The 19,370-nt window shown below is 44.1% G+C and carries 15 protein-coding genes; 9 read left to right on the plus strand and 6 right to left on the minus strand.

What is annotated here, in order from left to right; genetic code table 11:
* The first annotated feature begins 335 nt into the window (after positions 1-335).
* Positions 336-884, plus strand: a complete 549-nt coding sequence (locus OSCI_RS23530) for a transcriptional repressor (RefSeq protein WP_007357681.1) — start codon at positions 336-338, stop codon at positions 882-884.
* 189 nt (positions 885-1,073) lie between these two features.
* On the opposite strand, the gene OSCI_RS23535 is transcribed toward OSCI_RS23530, so the two are convergent.
* Positions 1,074-1,919, minus strand: a complete 846-nt coding sequence (locus OSCI_RS23535; protein WP_007357682.1) for a transglutaminase family protein — start codon at positions 1,917-1,919, stop codon at positions 1,074-1,076.
* Positions 1,920-1,985: 66 nt separating this feature from the next.
* Positions 1,986-2,195, minus strand: a complete 210-nt coding sequence (locus OSCI_RS30925) for a hypothetical protein (protein WP_168371099.1) — start codon at positions 2,193-2,195, stop codon at positions 1,986-1,988.
* A 496-nt stretch (positions 2,196-2,691) separates the two neighbouring features.
* On the opposite strand from OSCI_RS30925, the gene OSCI_RS30930 reads away from it, so the two are divergent.
* From OSCI_RS30930 to OSCI_RS23560, 6 genes are all read left to right on the plus strand, one after another.
* On the plus strand, positions 2,692-2,829 hold the full coding sequence (locus OSCI_RS30930; RefSeq protein WP_007357683.1) for a hypothetical protein: 138 nt from the start codon (positions 2,692-2,694) through the stop codon (positions 2,827-2,829).
* 97 nt (positions 2,830-2,926) lie between these two features.
* Positions 2,927-3,376 carry a type II 3-dehydroquinate dehydratase gene (gene aroQ / locus OSCI_RS23540; protein ID WP_234708816.1) on the plus strand — a complete coding sequence of 150 codons (450 nt, stop codon included), beginning with the start codon at positions 2,927-2,929 and terminating at the stop codon, positions 3,374-3,376.
* 43 nt (positions 3,377-3,419) lie between these two features.
* Positions 3,420-4,646, plus strand: coding sequence for an ADP-ribosylglycohydrolase family protein (locus tag OSCI_RS23545; RefSeq protein ID WP_007357685.1), 1,227 nt, complete (start codon positions 3,420-3,422; stop codon positions 4,644-4,646).
* Between the two features lie 186 nt (positions 4,647-4,832).
* The gene (locus OSCI_RS23550) at positions 4,833-7,382 is read left to right on the plus strand and encodes an HD family phosphohydrolase (RefSeq protein ID WP_007357686.1); all 2,550 of its coding nucleotides are present in this window, start codon (positions 4,833-4,835) and stop codon (positions 7,380-7,382) included.
* Between the two features lie 445 nt (positions 7,383-7,827).
* The gene (locus tag OSCI_RS23555; RefSeq protein ID WP_007357688.1) at positions 7,828-9,030 is read left to right on the plus strand and encodes a hypothetical protein; all 1,203 of its coding nucleotides are present in this window, start codon (positions 7,828-7,830) and stop codon (positions 9,028-9,030) included.
* 483 nt (positions 9,031-9,513) lie between these two features.
* Positions 9,514-10,002: a DUF4168 domain-containing protein gene (locus tag OSCI_RS23560; RefSeq protein ID WP_007357689.1), complete on the plus strand. Its 489-nt coding sequence runs from the start codon at positions 9,514-9,516 to the stop codon at positions 10,000-10,002.
* A 239-nt stretch (positions 10,003-10,241) separates the two neighbouring features.
* On the opposite strand, the gene OSCI_RS23565 is transcribed toward OSCI_RS23560, so the two are convergent.
* Positions 10,242-10,682 carry a DUF4332 domain-containing protein gene (locus OSCI_RS23565; protein WP_007357690.1) on the minus strand — a complete coding sequence of 147 codons (441 nt, stop codon included), beginning with the start codon at positions 10,680-10,682 and terminating at the stop codon, positions 10,242-10,244.
* A 120-nt stretch (positions 10,683-10,802) separates the two neighbouring features.
* Between OSCI_RS23565 and OSCI_RS23570 the strand changes: the two genes are divergently transcribed.
* Complete coding sequence (locus OSCI_RS23570) at positions 10,803-12,185, plus strand: aminopeptidase P family protein (protein ID WP_007357691.1); 1,383 nt, start codon at positions 10,803-10,805, stop codon at positions 12,183-12,185.
* Positions 12,186-12,207: 22 nt separating this feature from the next.
* Here OSCI_RS23570 and OSCI_RS23575 read toward each other — a convergent pair whose 3' ends face one another.
* The 3 genes from OSCI_RS23575 to alaS form a co-directional block, all read right to left on the minus strand.
* The gene (locus OSCI_RS23575) at positions 12,208-12,771 is read right to left on the minus strand and encodes a Uma2 family endonuclease (RefSeq protein ID WP_007357692.1); all 564 of its coding nucleotides are present in this window, start codon (positions 12,769-12,771) and stop codon (positions 12,208-12,210) included.
* Positions 12,772-12,853: 82 nt separating this feature from the next.
* The gene (locus OSCI_RS23580) at positions 12,854-13,417 is read right to left on the minus strand and encodes a Uma2 family endonuclease (RefSeq protein WP_007357693.1); all 564 of its coding nucleotides are present in this window, start codon (positions 13,415-13,417) and stop codon (positions 12,854-12,856) included.
* A 71-nt stretch (positions 13,418-13,488) separates the two neighbouring features.
* On the minus strand, positions 13,489-16,128 hold the full coding sequence (gene alaS / locus OSCI_RS23585) for an alanine--tRNA ligase (protein ID WP_007357694.1): 2,640 nt from the start codon (positions 16,126-16,128) through the stop codon (positions 13,489-13,491).
* A gap of 626 nt (positions 16,129-16,754) precedes the next feature.
* Between alaS and OSCI_RS23590 the strand changes: the two genes are divergently transcribed.
* Positions 16,755-19,217 carry a PAS domain-containing sensor histidine kinase gene (locus tag OSCI_RS23590; RefSeq protein WP_007357696.1) on the plus strand — a complete coding sequence of 821 codons (2,463 nt, stop codon included), beginning with the start codon at positions 16,755-16,757 and terminating at the stop codon, positions 19,215-19,217.
* Positions 19,218-19,370 lie beyond the last annotated feature (153 nt).

Genomic DNA, 19,370 nt, shown 5'->3' on the forward strand with positions numbered 1-19,370 from the left:
GGAAGAAGGGGCTAGGGACTAGGGGCTAGGGGCTAGGGAAGAAGGGGCTAGGGACTAGGGGCTAGGGACTAGGGGAAGAAAGGGGTTAGGAAATAGAAAATAGGGTAAGAGAAGAAGAAAATTCTTGATTTCTTTTAACCTCTACCTCTCTCTTCTCTTTATTTCCCTAGTCCCTAGTCCCTAGCCCCTAGCCCCTTCTTCCCCGTTTATTGATTTTTTTTTAATTAATGCTAATAATCTAATCGCTATTGATTCTCAATAATCTTTAATACTTGAAAAAATATAGAATTCTTGTGTATGATTGTCAATAGGAAGACTTTTTTGAAAAGCTGACTATGGTACTTTACACAGCGACATCATTTAAATCCGAACTCAACGACAAAGGCTGGCGGATGACTCCTCAGCGGGAGACTATTTTGCACGTCTTTCAAAATTTGCCAAAGGGCAATCACCTGAGTGCGGAGGATCTTTACAATGTGCTACAAAATCGAGGGGAACGGATCAGTCTGTCCACTATTTACCGAACTCTGAAGTTAATGGCAAGGATGGGTTTGCTGCGAGAACTGGAACTGGCAGAAGGTCACAAACATTATGAAATAAATCAGCCTTACCCACACCACCACCATCACCTTGTCTGCGTTCAGTGTAACAAGACTATTGAGTTCACCAATGACTCGATCTTAAAAATTGGCATGAAGCAGTCTGAAAAGTCCGGTTTGCATTTGTTGGACTGTCAGTTAACAATTCATACAGTTTGTCATGAGGCGTTGCGGATGGGATGGCCATCTTTGCTTTCGAGTAATTGGTCATGTCCGAAGGCGATCGCAGATGCAGGACACACAGATATAGCTCACTTAGATACGTCACACTTAGATGAGGAATAAAACCCGCTCTTGAAATTTGGGATGAACAAGCATTGCGATCGTTAGTTAGGACTTACGCAAAAGCAATATAATTGTGTTATTGCCAATCCGATCGAGCAATTGTCACTCTTGATTTTTATTTCGATTGCGTAAGTCCTGTTATCATTTTTAACTCCAAAAAACCCAAAAGTTGTCGAACTGAGGGGGAATTTAACTGATAATTTGAATGGACAAAGTGTATTGAATATCCGACGTAACACCAGCACCTCTAAAGTTACCAGAAATAGGGGCGGCGTAGCGAGGGATGGCACTAGCAGCTAGGACAATATGGCGATCGCTAACTACCAAACCCTGTGTAGGATCGTATCCCAGCCAACCAGCACCCGGTAAATATACTTCGGCCCAAGCATGGAGATGCCGTTCTTCTTGCTCAGGAACTCCTTCCTGATAGCCGCTGACAAATCTTGCAGCTAGCCCAACAGCGCGACAAGCTTCGATAAAAATAATTGCCATATCGCGGCAGGAACCTAACTTTTGATTCCAGGTAATTCCGGCCGGAAACGGATCGCCAGTTTCCCTAACTGTCTGCTCGCAATTTTGATAAATTCGCTGGTTAAGTTCGCTGAGAAAGTTAACCGTTTGACCATTTGTTGCTTGCCAAATCTCTTGTGCTAACTCCATTATTACGGGGCTACTAATAGGTTGTAAATATGGCGCAAGCTGAGCCAGCACTGGTGCTGGATAATCTGTAATTGGCAACTGCATTGCCCAAGGCTCTACTAGGTAATTAAAGGGATTTGTACAGTGGGTTTCGACTTCAGAGGTAATTTTAATACTGAGTTGGTTTGTAGGCTGTGTAAACCACAGCTTAATAGTATTATTTCCTTCCCAATCTAGTACCTCAGAAACTCCGGCTGCTTCGGGAGTTACTTCTAAGGAAAAAGCCCGTAGGGACTGAAAACCGCAAGAGCGGGCTCGCAACCTCACTGTATGAGGCTCTAGATCAACAAATCGGCTGTAACTATAAGTAGTGATATGAACAATTTTGTAGAGCATTTAGTAGTTGTTAGTTGTTAGTTGTTAGTTGTTAGTTGTTAGTTGTTAGTTGTTAGTTGTTAGTTGTTAGTTGTTAGTTGTTAGTTGTTGGTTGTTGGTTGTGCGATCGCTCCTAGCTTTCCCAATCGGAGCGATCGCCTGAGTCATTGCTGGGGATGCTCTGAAAAGATTGCTACAGATGAGCCAATTAAACCGAGTCAGACTGCTAACCCGCAGAAAAAGATTCGAGAGTTGAGACTCCCACCCCTCAAGGGGCGATACTAGCGGCGCGGTCAATTTCTGTCAGATCGGAGGCTTTAGCTTGTTAGGCGCGATCGCCCGGTTGGTGAAGCTGATGTTTAAGGAATTGCTAGCTGCGTTTAAGTAAATTACCCAGTCCATCTCCCTCATCTCCCTTATCTCTCCTAGCACTAATCCATTGCGCTAACACAAGGGTTAAGGCGATCTGAGGGATCGCGCGATCGCCCCTTCTAACGGACAAGCCACTTTACATCGCAACCGACAACATGGGAAGAGGGAGATCGGGGATTGGGGCAATTTCCAACTCAAAACTCCAAACTCCTTTTCCTTAACCTCTTGATTATTTGTAAACATTCGTTATTATTAAATAATAAGACTGATTGGTAAATCAACTGATTTCTCTCCGTTGCCCACAGCAAAGTACCCAGAGAAGACAAGCTCGACGGTTGGTTTCAACTTTTTGCTTGCCTGAATTCAGAAATTTAGCCGTTAGTCCAGCAAATTAGCCTGAAAAAAAGGAGCTATCTGTTCAATGGAGGAAATTGAAAAGGTACTGGAAGAAATCACGGAATGGATTCGCAAGCTCATAGAAGCTCTGCTGAGCCCAGACACTCAACCAGAACCCGAACTTATTCCCATTCCAGTCAACGAACCAAAGCGTCCCAGATAACCGCAGTGGATTTGAGATTGGCAAAAGGATTCAGCTCTCTGTGACATCCCAAATCAAAAATCAGAAATAAAAATTAATTTCGCTGGAATTGTTGGAATTGTTAAATATCCTGGTGTTGCACGGCCCCAATCTCAATCTATTGGGTCAGCGAGAACCTGGAGTTTATGGCAGTGCAACTTTAGATGACATCAACCAGTTGTTAGAGGAAGAAGCGCAAGCCCTCCAGGTTAAAATTTCTATCCAGCAGTCCAATCATGAAGGCGTTTTGGTGGATGCAATTCAGTCAATGCTAGGGCAACACCAAGGTCTGCTGATTAATGCTGGAGCTTATACCCATACCAGCGTAGCAATCCGAGACGCGATCGCTGCCGTTAATGTTCCTGCGGTAGAAGTTCATCTGAGTAACATTTACCGCCGCGAGCTTTTTAGACACCATTCGTTTATTGCGGCGGTGGCGATTGGTCAAATCAGCGGTTTTGGCGCGGATAGTTACCGTTTGGGGTTACAAGCTTTGGTTCATCACTTGAAAAGAGGGGCTAGGGGCTAGGGGCTAGGGGCTAGAAAAGAAGGGAACAAGAGGGCTAACTGAAATGCGTTACTCCCTGTTAAATAAGTTTCAAGGTGTGCTACTAGGTGCAGCATTAGGGGAATTATTAGGCATTGAATACCAAAGGCAAATATTAAGTTGTAGCGATCGGAATGAAGATTTTAACCGCAGTTCAAACAAGATAAAATTGCCAAATTTCCGGCTGGGTGCGACACGAGTTGAAATAAACTCCCTCAACCGTGACTTCCAGCTTAACAATAGAGCATCTGCTAGCAGCGCTTATCTTGCTTACCTCTGGGGTAAAAGCTTGATACAGATGAGAGGTTTAGATTTAAAAGACTGGAGGGACATTTGGGTTGGAGTTTCTAACTCAGAATTTACAAAAGTTAACTCTTCACCAGACGATCCAAAGGCTGGCAGATCGGCACTAGACATATTACCGAGACAAAATTTAACTTCACCCTTAGCCCTTCACCCTTCATCTTTGATTCTTCAGCCTTCAGCAGCAGCAGTTGCTACTTTACCAGTAGCGATGTTTTTTCATGAAAATAAAGCTAAACTACGAGAAAAGCTAGAACAAGTAGCTGGGGTTTGGCAAGCACCCAGCCAAATTGAACAAGATGTAGCAGTAGGGACTTTAAGCGTAGGATACGCGATCTCGCGTGCGCTTAAAGAAAAACTCCACCCCTCCGTCTTAATTCCCGAAACCCTTACCTATCTTGGGGTAGATATGCCGTTAGCAACTTTACTGCTAAAAGTACAGATATTATTAGAGCAGAATGCTAGTTTAGAGGCAGCTCAGACTCAGCTTTGTAAAAGTGCAGTCGATGCACAGAGGCAAGAGGTAACAGAGGGAAGCTTAGAAGCCAAGTTTGTCAGTCCTTCATTTTTTCTTCCGATTGCCTTAGCTTTTTACTGCTTTCTGAGTACCCCAGAAAATTTGCGCTTAGCAGTTATCCGCGCAGCGCAGATGGGAGTAGAACCCCAGCTCACTTGCAGTTTGGTGGGGGCCCTGTCGGGAGCTTATAATGGCGCTGTCAGCATTCCTGTAGAATGGCGAGTCGCATTAGAAACAAATTCTGAAGCAGGGCGTGAGAATTCGGATCGATCGCCTTTACTTTGGGGTACGGTAAGTATAGGGGAAATTATGGAATTAGCAGCTAACCTCTTGGCTGTTTGGTCTGGAGTATACCACAGCTCGGCCTCTAGCGCATCACCACAACCTCCTGTTGTGGCAGCACCTTATGTGATTAGGCCTCATAGAGTTTAGAGTTTTTGAGATTTTAGATTCAGGAGTGAAAGAAATTCGGTGTGAATAGCGATCGCTAACTGTTTGCGCCTCACCGAGTCTAGTTTTAAGAGATAAAAAACTTAGAACTAGGCACTAATCAGTATCCAGAGTCAGGCAAAATATCTGACAGGGCTGCTAAATAACTTCGATGTAGCTTTGATATAAATGAATACGCTCCACTCTCTTGCTGCTAGCTTTATTGAGCAGCTAAACGCTGTCCGCAGGGTAAGCAAACACAGCGCTAACACACAAACGACTAATGGCGGTTTAGCACATACTGCACAAAGCCACCAGCATCTACTATCTCCCATGCCCCTCTCACCGGGGCTTGTTGAGACTGTCGCTCCTTCTAGGGTTCAAAGCTCAAAATCCTGTCCTAAAGGTAGAGCAAGATCGCCTTGGCTGCTAGTAGTAGCTGTGGTGTCTCTGACGGGGACAATGGGACATCGCTTTTACAATCAGCCGAAATTGGATGTGGGAACTAAAGCTCCCCAGACAATCAAAGCTCCAGCTAGTGCTAGTATCCCCGATCGCAAAACCACCGAAGAGCAGCGCAAAGAAGCCCGCACGGGTGCAGTACCAGTGCTAGCCATCGATTCTAGTGCCGATCGCCACATCTATCAGGAAATTCAAAAATTTCTGGTACGGGGTAACGAACTACGACAGCTCGCAGGGCCATTTCCTTTTGTCAGCATAGAAGTACTCTCTACTACTGTGCAGAGTTACTTAAGGCAGTGCCAAGAGTGGGAATGGCGAGCTGTACTCGCAGAGCTCGATGACGAAAAAATCGGGAATACAAAGTCGAGTCCAGAGCAATTCCCAGCCGCAAAGCAGATCGTCAATAAATCTGTAGAGCAAGCAGTTGCAGAACTTGAAGCTTACCGTTTGGTAGTATCGCAGGAAGATTTTAACAGACTCACAGAAAATATCTCCCAGGCTCGTAAAGGTTATTTCAACGCCTTAGAGGAACTCTCCAAGCAATCAGTTTCAGCACTGGGAGAGATCTATGATTCCTCTTTATTGGAGTTATCCGATGCAGCTTGGTTGCAAACGCAAACCGGAATTAACCGTACAGCCAGCCGGATGCTGGCTCAAGGCATTCCGCCGGGACTGCCTAAAGATATCCTAAAGGAAGCCGTCAGACAACAAGTAATGGATGTGATGCCGACGGAAACTCAACCTTTAGCGGTGAAGAGCTTAGGGGCAATTTTGCAGCCAAATCTGGTTAGGGATATAGAAGCAACCAAGCAGCTAGCCGAACTTGCCGCTCAAAAGGTCAAACCGGTGATGGCAACTGTGGAAGAGGGCGAGATTATTGTTAAAGAAGGCGAGGAAATCACCCTGTCCGATTTTGTGTTGCTAGACCACTTTAGTTTGAGCCGTCGGGAAGTAAATTGGGTAGGGTTAACGGGGTTTGTCTGCCTAGTTAGCGGCGCAATTGGAGTTGTGCTGTTGGTGGAGAGGTACTACCGTCTACGGCGCAGAGATCATTTGCTGTTGTTGCTGTTGACGCTGAGTACGCCAGTGCTGCTGACTGTGGGCATTCCTTGGACGAGTTTACCCGCGATTGGGATTCTGGCCGGTAGCTTTTACGGTTCGGCTGTAGGAGTAACAGTGGTGGGCCTGCTTTCGGCAGTATTGCCGATTGGCTTAGAAATTGACGGGATTCATTTGTTGGCAAGTGCAGCCGGCGGTTTGCTGGGTGCGCTTATGGCTGGGCGACTGCGATCGCGCGAGGAACTAGCTCTGTTAGGAGTGGGGGTAGGTGTAACTCAGGGCATGGTTTACCTGTTGTTTACTCTGATTGGAAGCGCCACTGGTGGCTCGATTTGGTATGCGTTAGTCAGTACAGTGATTTTGCAAAGTCTGGGCGGGGTGGCTTGGAGTATTATCGCTCTCGGTCTCAGTCCGTATTTAGAACATTTGTTTGATTTGATCACGCCGATTCGTTTAGCGGAATTGGCTAACCCCAACCGTCCGCTGCTCAAAAGGTTGGCTGCGGAAGCACCAGGGACGTTTCAGCACACTTTATTTGTGGCTAGCTTGGCTGAAGCTGCGGCGCGATCGCTCGGTTGCAATGTGGAACTGGTGAGGACTGGCACATTATACCACGATATCGGCAAAATGCACGATCCGCTGGGATTCTGTGAAAATCAGATGAGTGGCCCGAATAAGCACGATCAAATTAATGACCCTTGGGTGAGTGCAGATATTATTAAAAAGCACGTTACTGAAGGGTTGGCGATGGCGAAGAAATATCGATTACCCAAGGCAATTCAGGCGTTCATCCCGGAACATCAAGGGACAATGTTAATTGCTTATTTCTACCACCAAGCACAGCAAATTGTTGCCGAACAAGAAAGAATTGCTAATGGGAAGGAATATGCGAATACAAAATTAAAAGTTGCAAATCGAGTCTTGAGGGAGAAAGATTTTCGTTACGATGGGCCCATACCTCAGTCGCGAGAAACAGGAATTGTGATGTTAGCAGATTCTTGTGAGGCGGCTTTGCGATCGCTTAAAGATGCCACTCATGAGGAAGCTTTGAGCATGGTTAATAAGATGATGAGGGCTAGATGGCAAGATAATCAGTTGATTGATTCGGGGTTGACGCGGGAAGATTTAGCGGAAGTCGCGGAAATTTTTGTGCGGGTTTGGGAACAGTTTAATCATAAGCGGATTGCTTATCCGAAAGCGGTTTTAACTCCCAGATAAGCTCAGAAATAGGGAAGATAAAATATGGGAGAGATGAATATGGGCGGGGCGGGTTTATAAGATTTGTCGATACCGATAGCAAATCTCGGCGAACCCACCCCTTGTATCTATAGAATTGATAAAATCTGTAATCAAAAAAATTATGAACAACTTCTCAGATATAGTTGTATCAGCAGAAATGGAAGTTAAAATTATTTACGATCGCCCCGGCTTGACCGATCGCCTCAACTCTTGTCGGTGACAGTAGCAAATATCTAGGTGAATCGGCCCCTAGAAAGATGGTAAAATTAGGAATGCTAAAATAATATAAAAATTGTAAGGTAAGTTCACCGAAGGATTTTGTCACCGATCGATAATCTCGATCGACCTGTCCTCGTCAACCGATAAAAGTTATCAACCGTCCCCGTATCCTAATTTTTAAGACTAGCTCCAGAGGAATAGTATAATGGCATTAAAAGAGCAGCAACCACCAGAGTCAAATAAATCAGTTAATAATTCGGAGGCCAAACCTGCGGAAAGTTCCCTATGCGATGCTGCTGGACAAGTGGTAGCAGGAATCGGAGATGCGATCGCACAAGCCACATCCGAAGCCGGAAAAGCAGGCGCGATCGCCACAGAAGCAATTGGTACAGCAGCAACTACAGCAGCAAAACAAACTCAGGATTTGTTAGACTTGGCTACTGAAGAAGCGGGAAAATTGCTGGGGATGGTGGGCGATAACCCCATACTCAAACAAGTTCTCAAAGTTTTTAGGGCTGACTGGCTGCTGAGTTTAGCTGGTTCTGTGGATATCGCAAGTGCGGAGGCTGCTGTTAGAAAGTTGCAGCAGGAATATCCACAGGAAAGTCCGAGTGAGATCGCTCACCGAATTATGGTAGAGAAAGCTGTCTATGCAGGCGGAATTGGCTTAGTAAGCAGCGTTTTGCCTGGGGTGGCGGTGGCACTGCTGGCGGTGGATTTGGTGGCTACAACCCAGTTGCAGACGGAAATGCTTTATCAAATTGCCGCAGCTTATGGGATGGATTTGCATTCTCCGGCGCGGCGGGGAGAAGTTTTAGGGATTTTTGGGCTGTCGTTGGGAGGATCGCGAGCACTGAAGGCGGGTTTGGGATTGCTGCGAAATGTCCCTCTGGCAGGGATGGCGATCGGCGCGAGTACGAATGCAGTTATGCTTTATACACTAGGCTATGCAGCTTGTCGGTTTTATGAAGCCAAGGTGAATCCTTTGACATCGCCAGCGGCGGCGCAGGAGATTCAGAGGGAAAGTGAGGAATATTTAACAGTGGCGATCGCACAACAAGCAATCGTCGATCAGATTTTGGTTCATCAGATTTTAGCAAGTTATCCCGATAAGTCTTGGTCGGATATTTTGCCAGAATTGCAAGCATTAAATTTAGCCCCAACCACACTGGATGTAATTGCTGCTAATATTCAATCGCCAGTACCTTTAGAGCAGCTTTTGGATAAGCTCAATCGCGACTATGCAATGGCTTTACTGGCTAGATGCTACACAATTTCTCAGCTAGATTGCGTGGTAACGGAGCAAGAACAGAAGCTAATGGTAGCGATCGCATCTAAGTTTAATATTGACTTAAAGGCAGTCGAAGAAACTGTAAAATCTGAGTTAACCAGGAGCGATTGTGCTTAAAAATTGGTAATTGTTAACAGTTAACTGTTAACAGTTAACAGTTAACTGTTAACTGGTAATGGCTAATTGCTAATCGCTAATCGCTAATCGCTAATTGCTAATTACCAATCTCCCCTGCTCCCCCGCTCCCCCGCTCCCCCGCTCCCCCGCTCCCCCTCTTTCCCTAGCCCCTAGCCCCTAGCCCCTAGTCCCTTCTTCTCACACAAAGCCGCGATCGGCTACTATAATCAAAATGCTTCTCCCTGGTAAAACCTGTACCGCAACTAAATAGGCGATCGTCGCCAAAACTTCTGCCCTAGCCTCTAGAGGCACTAAAATCCCTCATAACTACCTCATAACTACTAGGATGGGGTTTAAAGTTATGGGATAGAGGCAAACTGTAAGAATTGTCTTCTTCTCAGGAACTTCCTCCCCGGAAAATTATTCAAAACTATAGAGCTTCTCAGCGATCCGCTCTGTTTTACCTACACCTAAGTAACCGCCATGAACACTCTACTTAACAGCCCTCAACTTAGCCTCAGCCGCATAATATCGCAATCTCTGATCGTAGGAGCCATTTCCGCAGCAGGTTTACTAACAGGAGTCGTGCCCGGTTTGTCGGGACAATCCCCAACCCTGGTTTTCGGTTCCGCCGCCCAAGCTCAAGAGATTTCCAACGAAGAGATCGCTAACTATGCCCGTGCTGTCTTAGCAATCGAACCTAGACGGCTCGAAGCCGTAAAAGAAATTAAAGGCATGGTAGGTTCAGTTCCCCCAGTTGTTTGCAACGAAACTAGAAGTATTAACAGACTCCGAGGCGACGTTCGTGGAGTAGCAGTGAATTACTGTGATTTCGCCAGAAAAATTATAGAAAGTAATAAGTTGACAGTTTCTCGCTTTAATGCAATTACTCTGAGTCAGCAAGCAGATCCAGTTCTCAAACAGAGAATTCAAGCTGAGTTACTGCGCCTTCAACAAAGCGGCAATCAATAAAATAGAGTATAGGGAACAGGGGATTCTTCTAGTTATGCCTATCCCCACCTCTATTTTTCTCTCTCTTCCCTTCTGGTTAATAAGGGTATGCAATGTTTAATTCACAAAATTATGCTTGGATGTTAACCAGTGCCAGATAATAGGCAAGTAATATGAATTAACATCAATTAGGACACTCGCTCGTGGCTCAAACCATTTAAACTTTAACAGTTAAGAATTAATAGTTAACTGCATAATAGTTAACTGCATAGCATTTTTGCTTGTTGAATCCATTCTTGGGCTTGTTCCACAGAGGGACACAAATCCCGCCGCTGCATTGTCGCCACATAAAACCGTAAAATTTGTTGGTGCAGCCTGTGAATGGGAATTTCCGCCAACTGCTTCGCAGAGGCGACACCAGCGTGAAGCAAAAGCCCGCAATATTGACACCCAACACTCGGAATCCGAGCCAGATCGGCTAGAGCCACCCATTTGTTAAGATGTTGAACGTGAATTTGCAACTGATTTGCCAAGGCCAATCGGCGATCGCTAGTTGTAGCTTTTTTGAGCAATTGTCCAGTAGTGGCAATACCGCACTCTTGCAGTAGAGATTCATTCTGATGGCTCAATCCTGGCAATTGTGCGATCGGCCAGTCAGTAGTTTGGAGGGGAGTGCGGCGAGATTTTTGAGAAGTTCCCATAGATTTTTATGATTTATAGCAGTAAGGAAGAAGGAAGAAGGTAATAAAAGACAATGGTTTCAGCAGTTTGGTATAAAATAGTCAGGGTAAAAGACCCTGACTTATTAACTACATTTTATCATGGAAATTTCCAACAACTACGATTTCCTAGCAACGGCACTCCGCCAGCGTCGGCAAAAACTAGCCACTTTAATTAATTTTCCTATAATTCTCTGGTCAGGTCGCAGTATTTCGCGTAATTATCCAGCGAATACCTTCCCATTTCGGGCTAGCAGTCACTTCCTCTACTTTGCAGGTTTACCTTTAGAAAATGCCGCCATTCGTCTAGAATCTGGGAAATTAGAACTGTTTATAGATAACGCACATCCAAGTAACGCGCTCTGGCATGGAGAAATGCCGAAAAGAGAAGAAATTGCCGAGAAAATAGGTGCTGATGCTGCTTTTCCAATGGCAAATTTGGAGTCCCGTACAGCGGGTGCTGCTACTATCCCCGTGCAGGATTATCGTACCCTATTAAAACAGTCTCAAACTCTTAATCGCCCTCTTCCTTCAGCGAAATCACCAGAAGGAATTGACTTAGAATTAACCAAGGCAATTATATCTCTGCGCCTCACCCATGATGCAGCAGCTTTAGGAGAATTACGTCAAGCTAGTGCTGTTACTGTAAAAGCTCATAAAGCCGGGATGGTGGCAACAGCAAGCGCTAAAACGGAAGCGGCGATTCGTGCGGCAATGGAAGGTCATATTATCGCAGAAAATATGACTTTTGCCTATCCGAGTATTGTAACTGTGCGAGGAGAAGTTTTGCATAACGAACAGTATCATCACCCGGTACAAACTGGAGACTTACTGTTAGCAGATGTGGGTGCAGAGACAGCAATGGGATGGGCGGGTGACGTGACGCGCACTTGGCCTGTTTCTGGTAAATTTTCACCGACTCAGCGAGATATTTATGATGTAGTATTGGCAGCTCACGATGCTTGTATTGCTAAGATAGTCCCTGGGGTAGAATATCGAGATATTCATCTTTTAGCTGCTCAGGTTATTGCTGAAGGATTGGTAGATTTAGGCATTTTGCAAGGGAAGCCTGATGATTTAGTAGAAATGGATGCTCACGCACTCTTTTTCGTGCATGGAATTGGGCATTTAATCGGTTTAGATGTTCACGATATGGAAGATTTTGGAGATTTGGCTGGCTATGAGGAAGGAAGAGTAAGGAGTAGCCGTTTTGGGTTAGGCTATCTGCGTCTCCATCGCACTTTACGCCCTGGGATGCTAGTATCAATTGAACCTGGATTTTATCAAGTTCCGGGAATTTTGAATAAGTTGGAAAATCGCTCAAAATATAAGGATGTCGTGAATTGGGATAAGCTGAATAAGTTTGCTGATGTCCGGGGAATTCGGATTGAAGATGATGTGTTAGTGACAGAAGCAGGAACAGAAGTATTAACAGCTAACTTACCTACTCATGCAGATGAGATTGAGCAGTTGGTAAAAGGATAGTTATAGGTCATTAAGCCCTAAATTATTCTAAGAGCCAAGCAAATAACTCCCCCACAGTCAAGCTCACTTCACTGGCAAATGAGGGTACAATTAATTGTTCTTGTGGTTCATCAAATACTATCGGTTGTTGATTGGGAAGAAAAACAAATACTGTTTGCTCGCTAGGATCTATTAACCAACCTAATTGCGTTCCGTGATTCAGACAATGCAAAATATTTTTTGTTACTTTAGTTTGACTTTGATCGGGGGATAGGATTTCAATTGTCCAATCAGGAGCAATATTAAACACATTGGCGACACCGCCATTCTCTTTGCGCGGAATTCTATCCCACAGAAATACAGAGACATCGGGAACTGTTGATCGGCCGCCAAATGTACACCGCAGTTCTGTATATGCTCGTCCAATCCGTTTAGGTTTAAGAACTGCATTTATAACAGGAGGAAGTTCAGTCTGAATTGTGCTGTGTTCACCTTGAGGCATTGGCTTTTGGATAATTTGACCGTCAATGTATTCGCTGGCAGGTTTTGTTTCTGGCAGCTTCAGAAACTCATCTAATGTTAAGGGTTTAGCTGGTGCTTGTACCATTTTATTACATCTCCACAATTTTTATGTTTATATTTTATCTTTTTCAGGTGGGCATTGCCCACCTATATAACTGCTTTCTCAATCATTCTAATAACCAACCAAATAATTCCCCCACAGTCAGGATAAATTCACTAGCAAATGAGGGGACTATTAATTGTTGCTGTGGCTCATCAAATACTATCGGGTGTTGATTGGGAAGAAAAACAAATACTGTTTGCTCATTGGGATCTATTAACCAACCCAATTGCGTTCCGTGATTCAAACAATGCAGAATATTTTTTGTTACTTTAGTCTGACTTTGATCGGGCGATAGGATTTCAATTGTCCAATCAGGAGCCAGCTTAAACACATTAGCAACTTGGCCATTTTCATCGCGGGGAATTCTATCCCAAAGAAATACAGAGACATCAGGAACTGTTGAGCGCCCCCCAAAGGTACACCGCAGTTCTGGATATGCGCGTGCAATTTTATCTGGCTTTACTACTGCATTAATTGTGATAATTAATTCAGCTTGAACTGTACTGTGTTTTCCTTGAGGCATTGGCTTTTGGATAATTTGACCGTCAATGTATTCGCTAGCCGGTTTGGTTTCTGGTAGCTTCAGAAACTCATCTAATGTTAAGGGTTTAGCTGGTGCTTGTACCATTTTATTGCATCTCCACAATTTTTATGTTTATATTTTATCTTTTTCAGGTGGGCATTGCCCACCTTACAAGACTACTTCAGACCTTCAACTAATAGATTGCGAGCGCTTTCTAAAGCTTCTTTTAATTTACTCGCATCTCGTCCTCCAGCTTGAGCCAAATTAGGTCGGCCGCCGCCGCCACCGCCGCAAATTTTAGCAATTTGCCCGATAAACTTGCCAGCTTGCAAACCTTTTTTATTGACATCAGCACTAAAAGCTGCTACTAAACTCACCTTATCTGCTTCGGGAACAGAAGCCAAAACTACAGCAGCATTACCTAATTTTTGCTGCAACCTTTCAGCAGCAGTTTTCAGTGCTTCTGTATCCACATCTCCCAATTCAGCAATGATAATTTTGAACTCGCCAACTGACTCAGCACTGCTCAATAATTGGTCAGATTTAGCAATCGCCAGTTCCGATTTCAACGCTTCCAATTCTTTTTGATTGGCTTTCAATTCATTCTGTAAATTAGTGATGCGGTTCGGCAATTCTTCAGGTTTAGCTTTAAAGCGATCGCCTAAATCTCTAACAACCTTATCCCGCACGTTCAGATAGTCTAAAACAGCTTGTCCCGACACGGCCTCAATGCGGCGAATACCAGAGGATATACCCGTTTCTGACACGATCTTAAACAACCCAATTTCTGCCGTATTGCTAACGTGAGTTCCCCCGCACAATTCCATCGAAACGCCGGGAAAATCAATCACCCGCACCACATCGCCGTACTTCTCGCCAAACATGGCAACTGCACCTTTTTTCTTTGCTTCGGCAATCGGCATTTGAGCAATTTCAGCCAGGTGAGCTTCAGCAATCCAACTATTAATCAGATCTTCAATTTTTTGCAACTCTTCCGCAGTTATGGAACGGGGACAATTGAAGTCAAAACGCAGGCGATCGAAATCTACTAGCGAACCCGCTTGAGAAATAGAATTGTCAACAATTTGCTTTAAAGCTGCTTGCAACAAGTGAGTTGCACTATGGTTTGCTTGAACGCGACGGCGGCGGCTATTATCAACTTGTGCAGTCATGCTATCACCCACCCTCAGAGTACCGCGTTCGATGCGACCAAAATGCACAAAGAAATCAGATTCCTTCTTAACATCTTCAATTTTTACCAAAATTGAATCGCCCGATAAATCGCCGCGATCGCCGATTTGTCCGCCTGATTCCGCATAGAAAGGTGTTTGGTTCAAAATAACTTGTATTTCGCTTTCTTCGCTAGCTTCCTCAACAGATTTCCCATTCACTAAGATAACTTTAACTTGAACGTTACTAGACAATTGTTTGTAACCAACAAACTCAGTTGCGTGAATATTTTCAGCCAACTTATCTAGAGAACCTTGCACGGTCAGATCGATAGTTTCGTGAGCATCTTTGCCGCGATTTCTTTGCTCCTCCATCGCCTGCTCGAAACCTTCAACATCAACAGTAAGACCCTGTTCTTCTGCAATCTCCTGAGTTAATTCTAAGGGGAAACCGTAGGTATCGTAAAGAGTAAAAGCATCTTGCCCGTCAATTTGATTTTTACCTTGCTGCTGTAACCGATCGATGATTTCTGCCAACAACTTTTCGCCACGTTCCAAAGTTCTGAGGAAGTTCGCTTCTTCTCTTTCTAATTCAGCCTGAATAGCTGCCGATCGCTGTCTAACATTTGGATAGGCATCTTCGCAAAGTGCGATCGCAGTTTCTGCAACTTTAGTGATAAATCCTCCCTCAATTCCAATCAGCCGTCCGTGACGTACCGCACGCCGAATTAACCGCCGCAGGACGTAGCCACGACCAATATTTGAAGCCCGGATTTCGTCAGCAATCATATTAACTACTGCGCGAATATGATCGCCAATTACTTTTAGAGAAATTTTTGTGTTTTCATCAGCTTGACTGTAGTCAATTCTAGCTATTTCAGCAGCAGTTTTGACGATCGGAAAAATCAGGTCTGTTTCGTAGTTGTTAGGTACTTTTTGGAGGACTTGCGCCATCCGTTCCAGTCCCATGCCGGTGTCAATATTTTGATTTTGCAGAGGAGTAAGATTGCCTGCGGCATCTCTGTTATACTGCATGAATACCAGGTTGTAGATTTCGATAAATCTGGTATCATCTTCGAGGTCAATATCGTCACCTTTTTCGGGGTGAAAATCATAGTAAATTTCCGAACAGGGGCCGCAGGGGCCCGTTGGGCCGGATACCCAGAAATTATCCTCTTCTCCCATACGCTGAATGCGTTGAGGAGGAATACCTATTTCTTTTGCCCAGAGGTCAAATGCTTCGTCATCTTCCCGAAATACGCTGATAACTAAATTTTCTGGAGGTAAACCGAAGACTTCGGTACATAATTCCCAGGCCCAAGCGATCGCTTGTTTCTTGAAATAGTCTCCAAAGCTGAAATTTCCTAACATCTCGAAAAAAGTATGGTGTCTGGCCGTGCGGCCGACGTTTTCGATATCGTTAGTACGGATACACTTTTGGGATGTTGTTGCGCGAGGAGACTGTGGCGATCGCTGTCCCAAAAAAATTGGCTTAAATGGCAACATTCCCGCGATCGTTAGCAACACAGTTGGATCTTCGGGTACTAAAGATGCACTCGGCAAGATTTTATGTCCCCGCTGGGCATAAAAGTCTAGGAATTTTTGCCGAATTTCGCTACCAGACAGAAATTGAGGAGAGGAAGGCATGACAGAAAGGATAAACTATGTAAAGATGTAACATTAGTAAAACTTACATCTATTTTGACATTTATATCGTTAGAATGAGTTATGTAAAGAACTGTCAATTTCAATCAATTCCGCTTGCCTCTCCCAGAAAGTAATGCTAACTTAACAATAGACACCAAGAAACAAGGCACCAAGGAGGCAAAAATAGTTAAGCGGTATTGTAGGCGAGGTGTCTCCGGTCTAGATGCCAGTAACAGCCGAAATTAACCAAGCATAGAGAGTAGTGGCAACGCTCGCTTAAATAGAAGAGTAAAGCCAAACCAGAGTCTAGGAAGACGTGACTATGCTGGAAGCCTAAGAGTAAAGCTGTAGCAATTGTAAACCTTAGTTGTTGATTGTTGACCCTCGCAAAGTTATCTCGTTTGTTAAAAAATCTAAATTTCGCCACTGGCGAACTTGCGATATCGATCGCATCCTACGGGTCTTGTCAATAGCGACAGGGCCCTAAAATTTAGGAATAAAAAATTAAGAATTGCTAATGGCTAATGGCTAATGGCTAATTGAGGAAAAATTCTCCCAGTCTCCCCTTCTTCCTTCTTCCTTCTTCCCTAGCCCCTAGCCCCTAGCCCCTAGCCCCTTCTTCAAATATGTGTGAAAATCCCGGTGAAAAAAGTGAGCTTTTGCACAGCGATACCGTAGAATTACAGCAGGCGGAATCAGCATTAAAACAAGCTTGGGACGAATTAGAAGACCAGCTCGAACAAACGATTGCAAAACTGGAAAAAGAGCGGACAGCGGCAGCAAAGGAACTCAGTAATAGCTTCACTTCATTTAAGAACCAACGCCACCGGGTAGAATCACTATTGAAACGCGCTGATTCCCAATTAGAATTTCATCTAGAAAATCTACCTCTCGCCGTTTTAGAATGGGATCGCCAAAGTTTAAAGCGCTGGTCGTCTCAGGCAGAAAAAATCTTTGGCTGGAAAGCAGAAGAAATCATAGGTCAAGACTGGCACCACTGGCGGTTCATCTTTGACGAAGATTTTGAAGCGGTTCACAATGTATGCGATCGTTTACTAGAAGGTAGCGAAAAACACAACGTCACTTATAACCGTAACTATACCAAAGATGGTTCCGTAATTTACTGCGAATGGTATAACTCTGTTTTGTTTGATGAAGAGGGAAAAGTAAAGTCAATTCTCTCTTTTGCCAGAGATGTAACTGACCGCAAACAAATAGAGGAAAAACTGCACCAGCACCAGCAAGAATTCACGACACTGGTTGAGAATTCCCCTGATATTACAGCGCGATTTGACAAACAACTCCGCCACCTTTACGTCAATAAAGCGGTTGAATTGGCAAATGGAATGCCAGCTTCTACATTCATTGGTAAAACCAACCGAGAACTCGGTATGCCAGAAACTACTTGCGATCTATGGGATGAAACTTTACAAAAGGTTTTCTCCACAGGTCAACAACAAACGATTCAATTTGAGTTTTCTACTCCTACGGGTAAAAAATATTATGATTGCCGAGCAGTACCAGAATTTGCTCAAGACAATTCTGTAGAATCAGTTTTAGCAATTGTTCGCGATATTAGCGCACTTAAGCAAGTCGAAGAACAACTGCGGGAGAGCGAAGCACGATTTCAAATCGCCCTCAAAAATTCCCCCATTGTAGTTTTCAATCAAGACACCGATCTCCGTTATACTTGGATTTATAATCCCACTTTTGGATTTTCTCCAGATTCGATAATCGGTAAAAAAGATAGCGATTTGATTAGTCAGGCCGATGCTGAAAATTTAACAAATATTAAACGCAGAGTGCTTGAAACTGGTATCGGAAGGCGAGAAGAAGTTCAGATGATAGTCGCAGGAGAAGCTTATTTTTATAATCTGACTGTAGAACCTCTGCACGACTCGAATGGCGCTGTAGTTGGTATTACCTGCACTACTACAGATATTAGCGATCGCAAACGGCAAGAAGCACAACTTAAAGAACTCAACGAAACTTTAGAATCTCAAGTTGCCCAGCGTACCGCTGAATTAGAAACTTTCCTTAACGCTCTACCAGACTATATTTTTGTGGTCGATCGCGAAAATATGCAATTGCCTTTTGTTAATAACACTATTGCTAAGGCTAGCGGTTTTGAAAGTAGATATCAAATGCAAGGAAAAACTATTTTTGAGTGTTATCCGCCAGAGTTATCATCAATATTTGCTCAGCAGAATCGGCAAGTATTTGAATCTGGAAAGATGCTACATTGGCAGGAAACTATTACTTTACCCATTGGCACTATCCACTTCGATACTTTTAAAATTCCGCTGAAGAAGCCTAATGGTGAAGTTTACGCTTTAATCGGTACTTCTCGTGATATTACTGAATTAATTGAGACGAAAGAAGCTTTATCAAAACGTACCCAGGAATTAGAAATTGCCAATAAAGAATTAGAAGCATTTTCTTACTCAGTTTCTCACGACCTTCGCGCCCCTTTGCGGCATATTTCAGGCTTTGGAAATGCTTTGAGAAAACAACTAGAACTGACTGGTGCTCTCAGCGATCCTAACACTCTTCGCTATTTGGAATTAATTCAGAATAGCAGCCAGAAAATGGGGCTTTTGATTGACGGAATGCTTACTCTATCGCGCTTAGGACGACGAGAATTAAGGCAAGTTCCTGTTAATTTTAAGCAATTGGCTGAAATTGCTTTCAATTTGGCTTCGCCTCAAATAACAGATGAAGATGGTTTGATAGAATTTGAAATTAGAGAAATGCCTACGGCGATCGCAGATGAAACTTTGCTGCAACAGGTATTTACCAACCTGATCGCTAATGCTGTCAAATTCAGCCGCGATCGCAATCCTGCTAGAATTACTGTAGGTTGTTTATCAGACGGAACAGTTTTTGTCAAGGATAACGGTGTCGGATTCGATATGAAGTATGCAAATCAATTGTTTGGAACCTTCCAGCGACTTCACTCTCAGCAAGGTTTTGAAGGGACAGGCATTGGTTTAGCGATCGCACAGCGAATAATTCACCGTCACGGTGGCAGGATTTGGGCTCACAGTGCGCCTGGTCAAGGAGCAACTTTTTACTTTAAACTGTTATAACTAGGGGCTAGGGGCTAGGGGCTAGGGGCTAGGGAAGAAGGGAAGAAGAGAAGAAGGGAAGAAGGAAGGGGGAGAGGGAGACTGAGAGAATTTTTCCCCAATTATCAATTATCAATTATCAATTAACAACTAACAACTAACAACTAACAACTA

The sequence above is a fragment of the Kamptonema sp. PCC 6506 genome (assembly GCF_000180455.1).
GTDB lineage: Bacteria > Cyanobacteriota > Cyanobacteriia > Cyanobacteriales > Microcoleaceae > Kamptonema > Kamptonema formosum.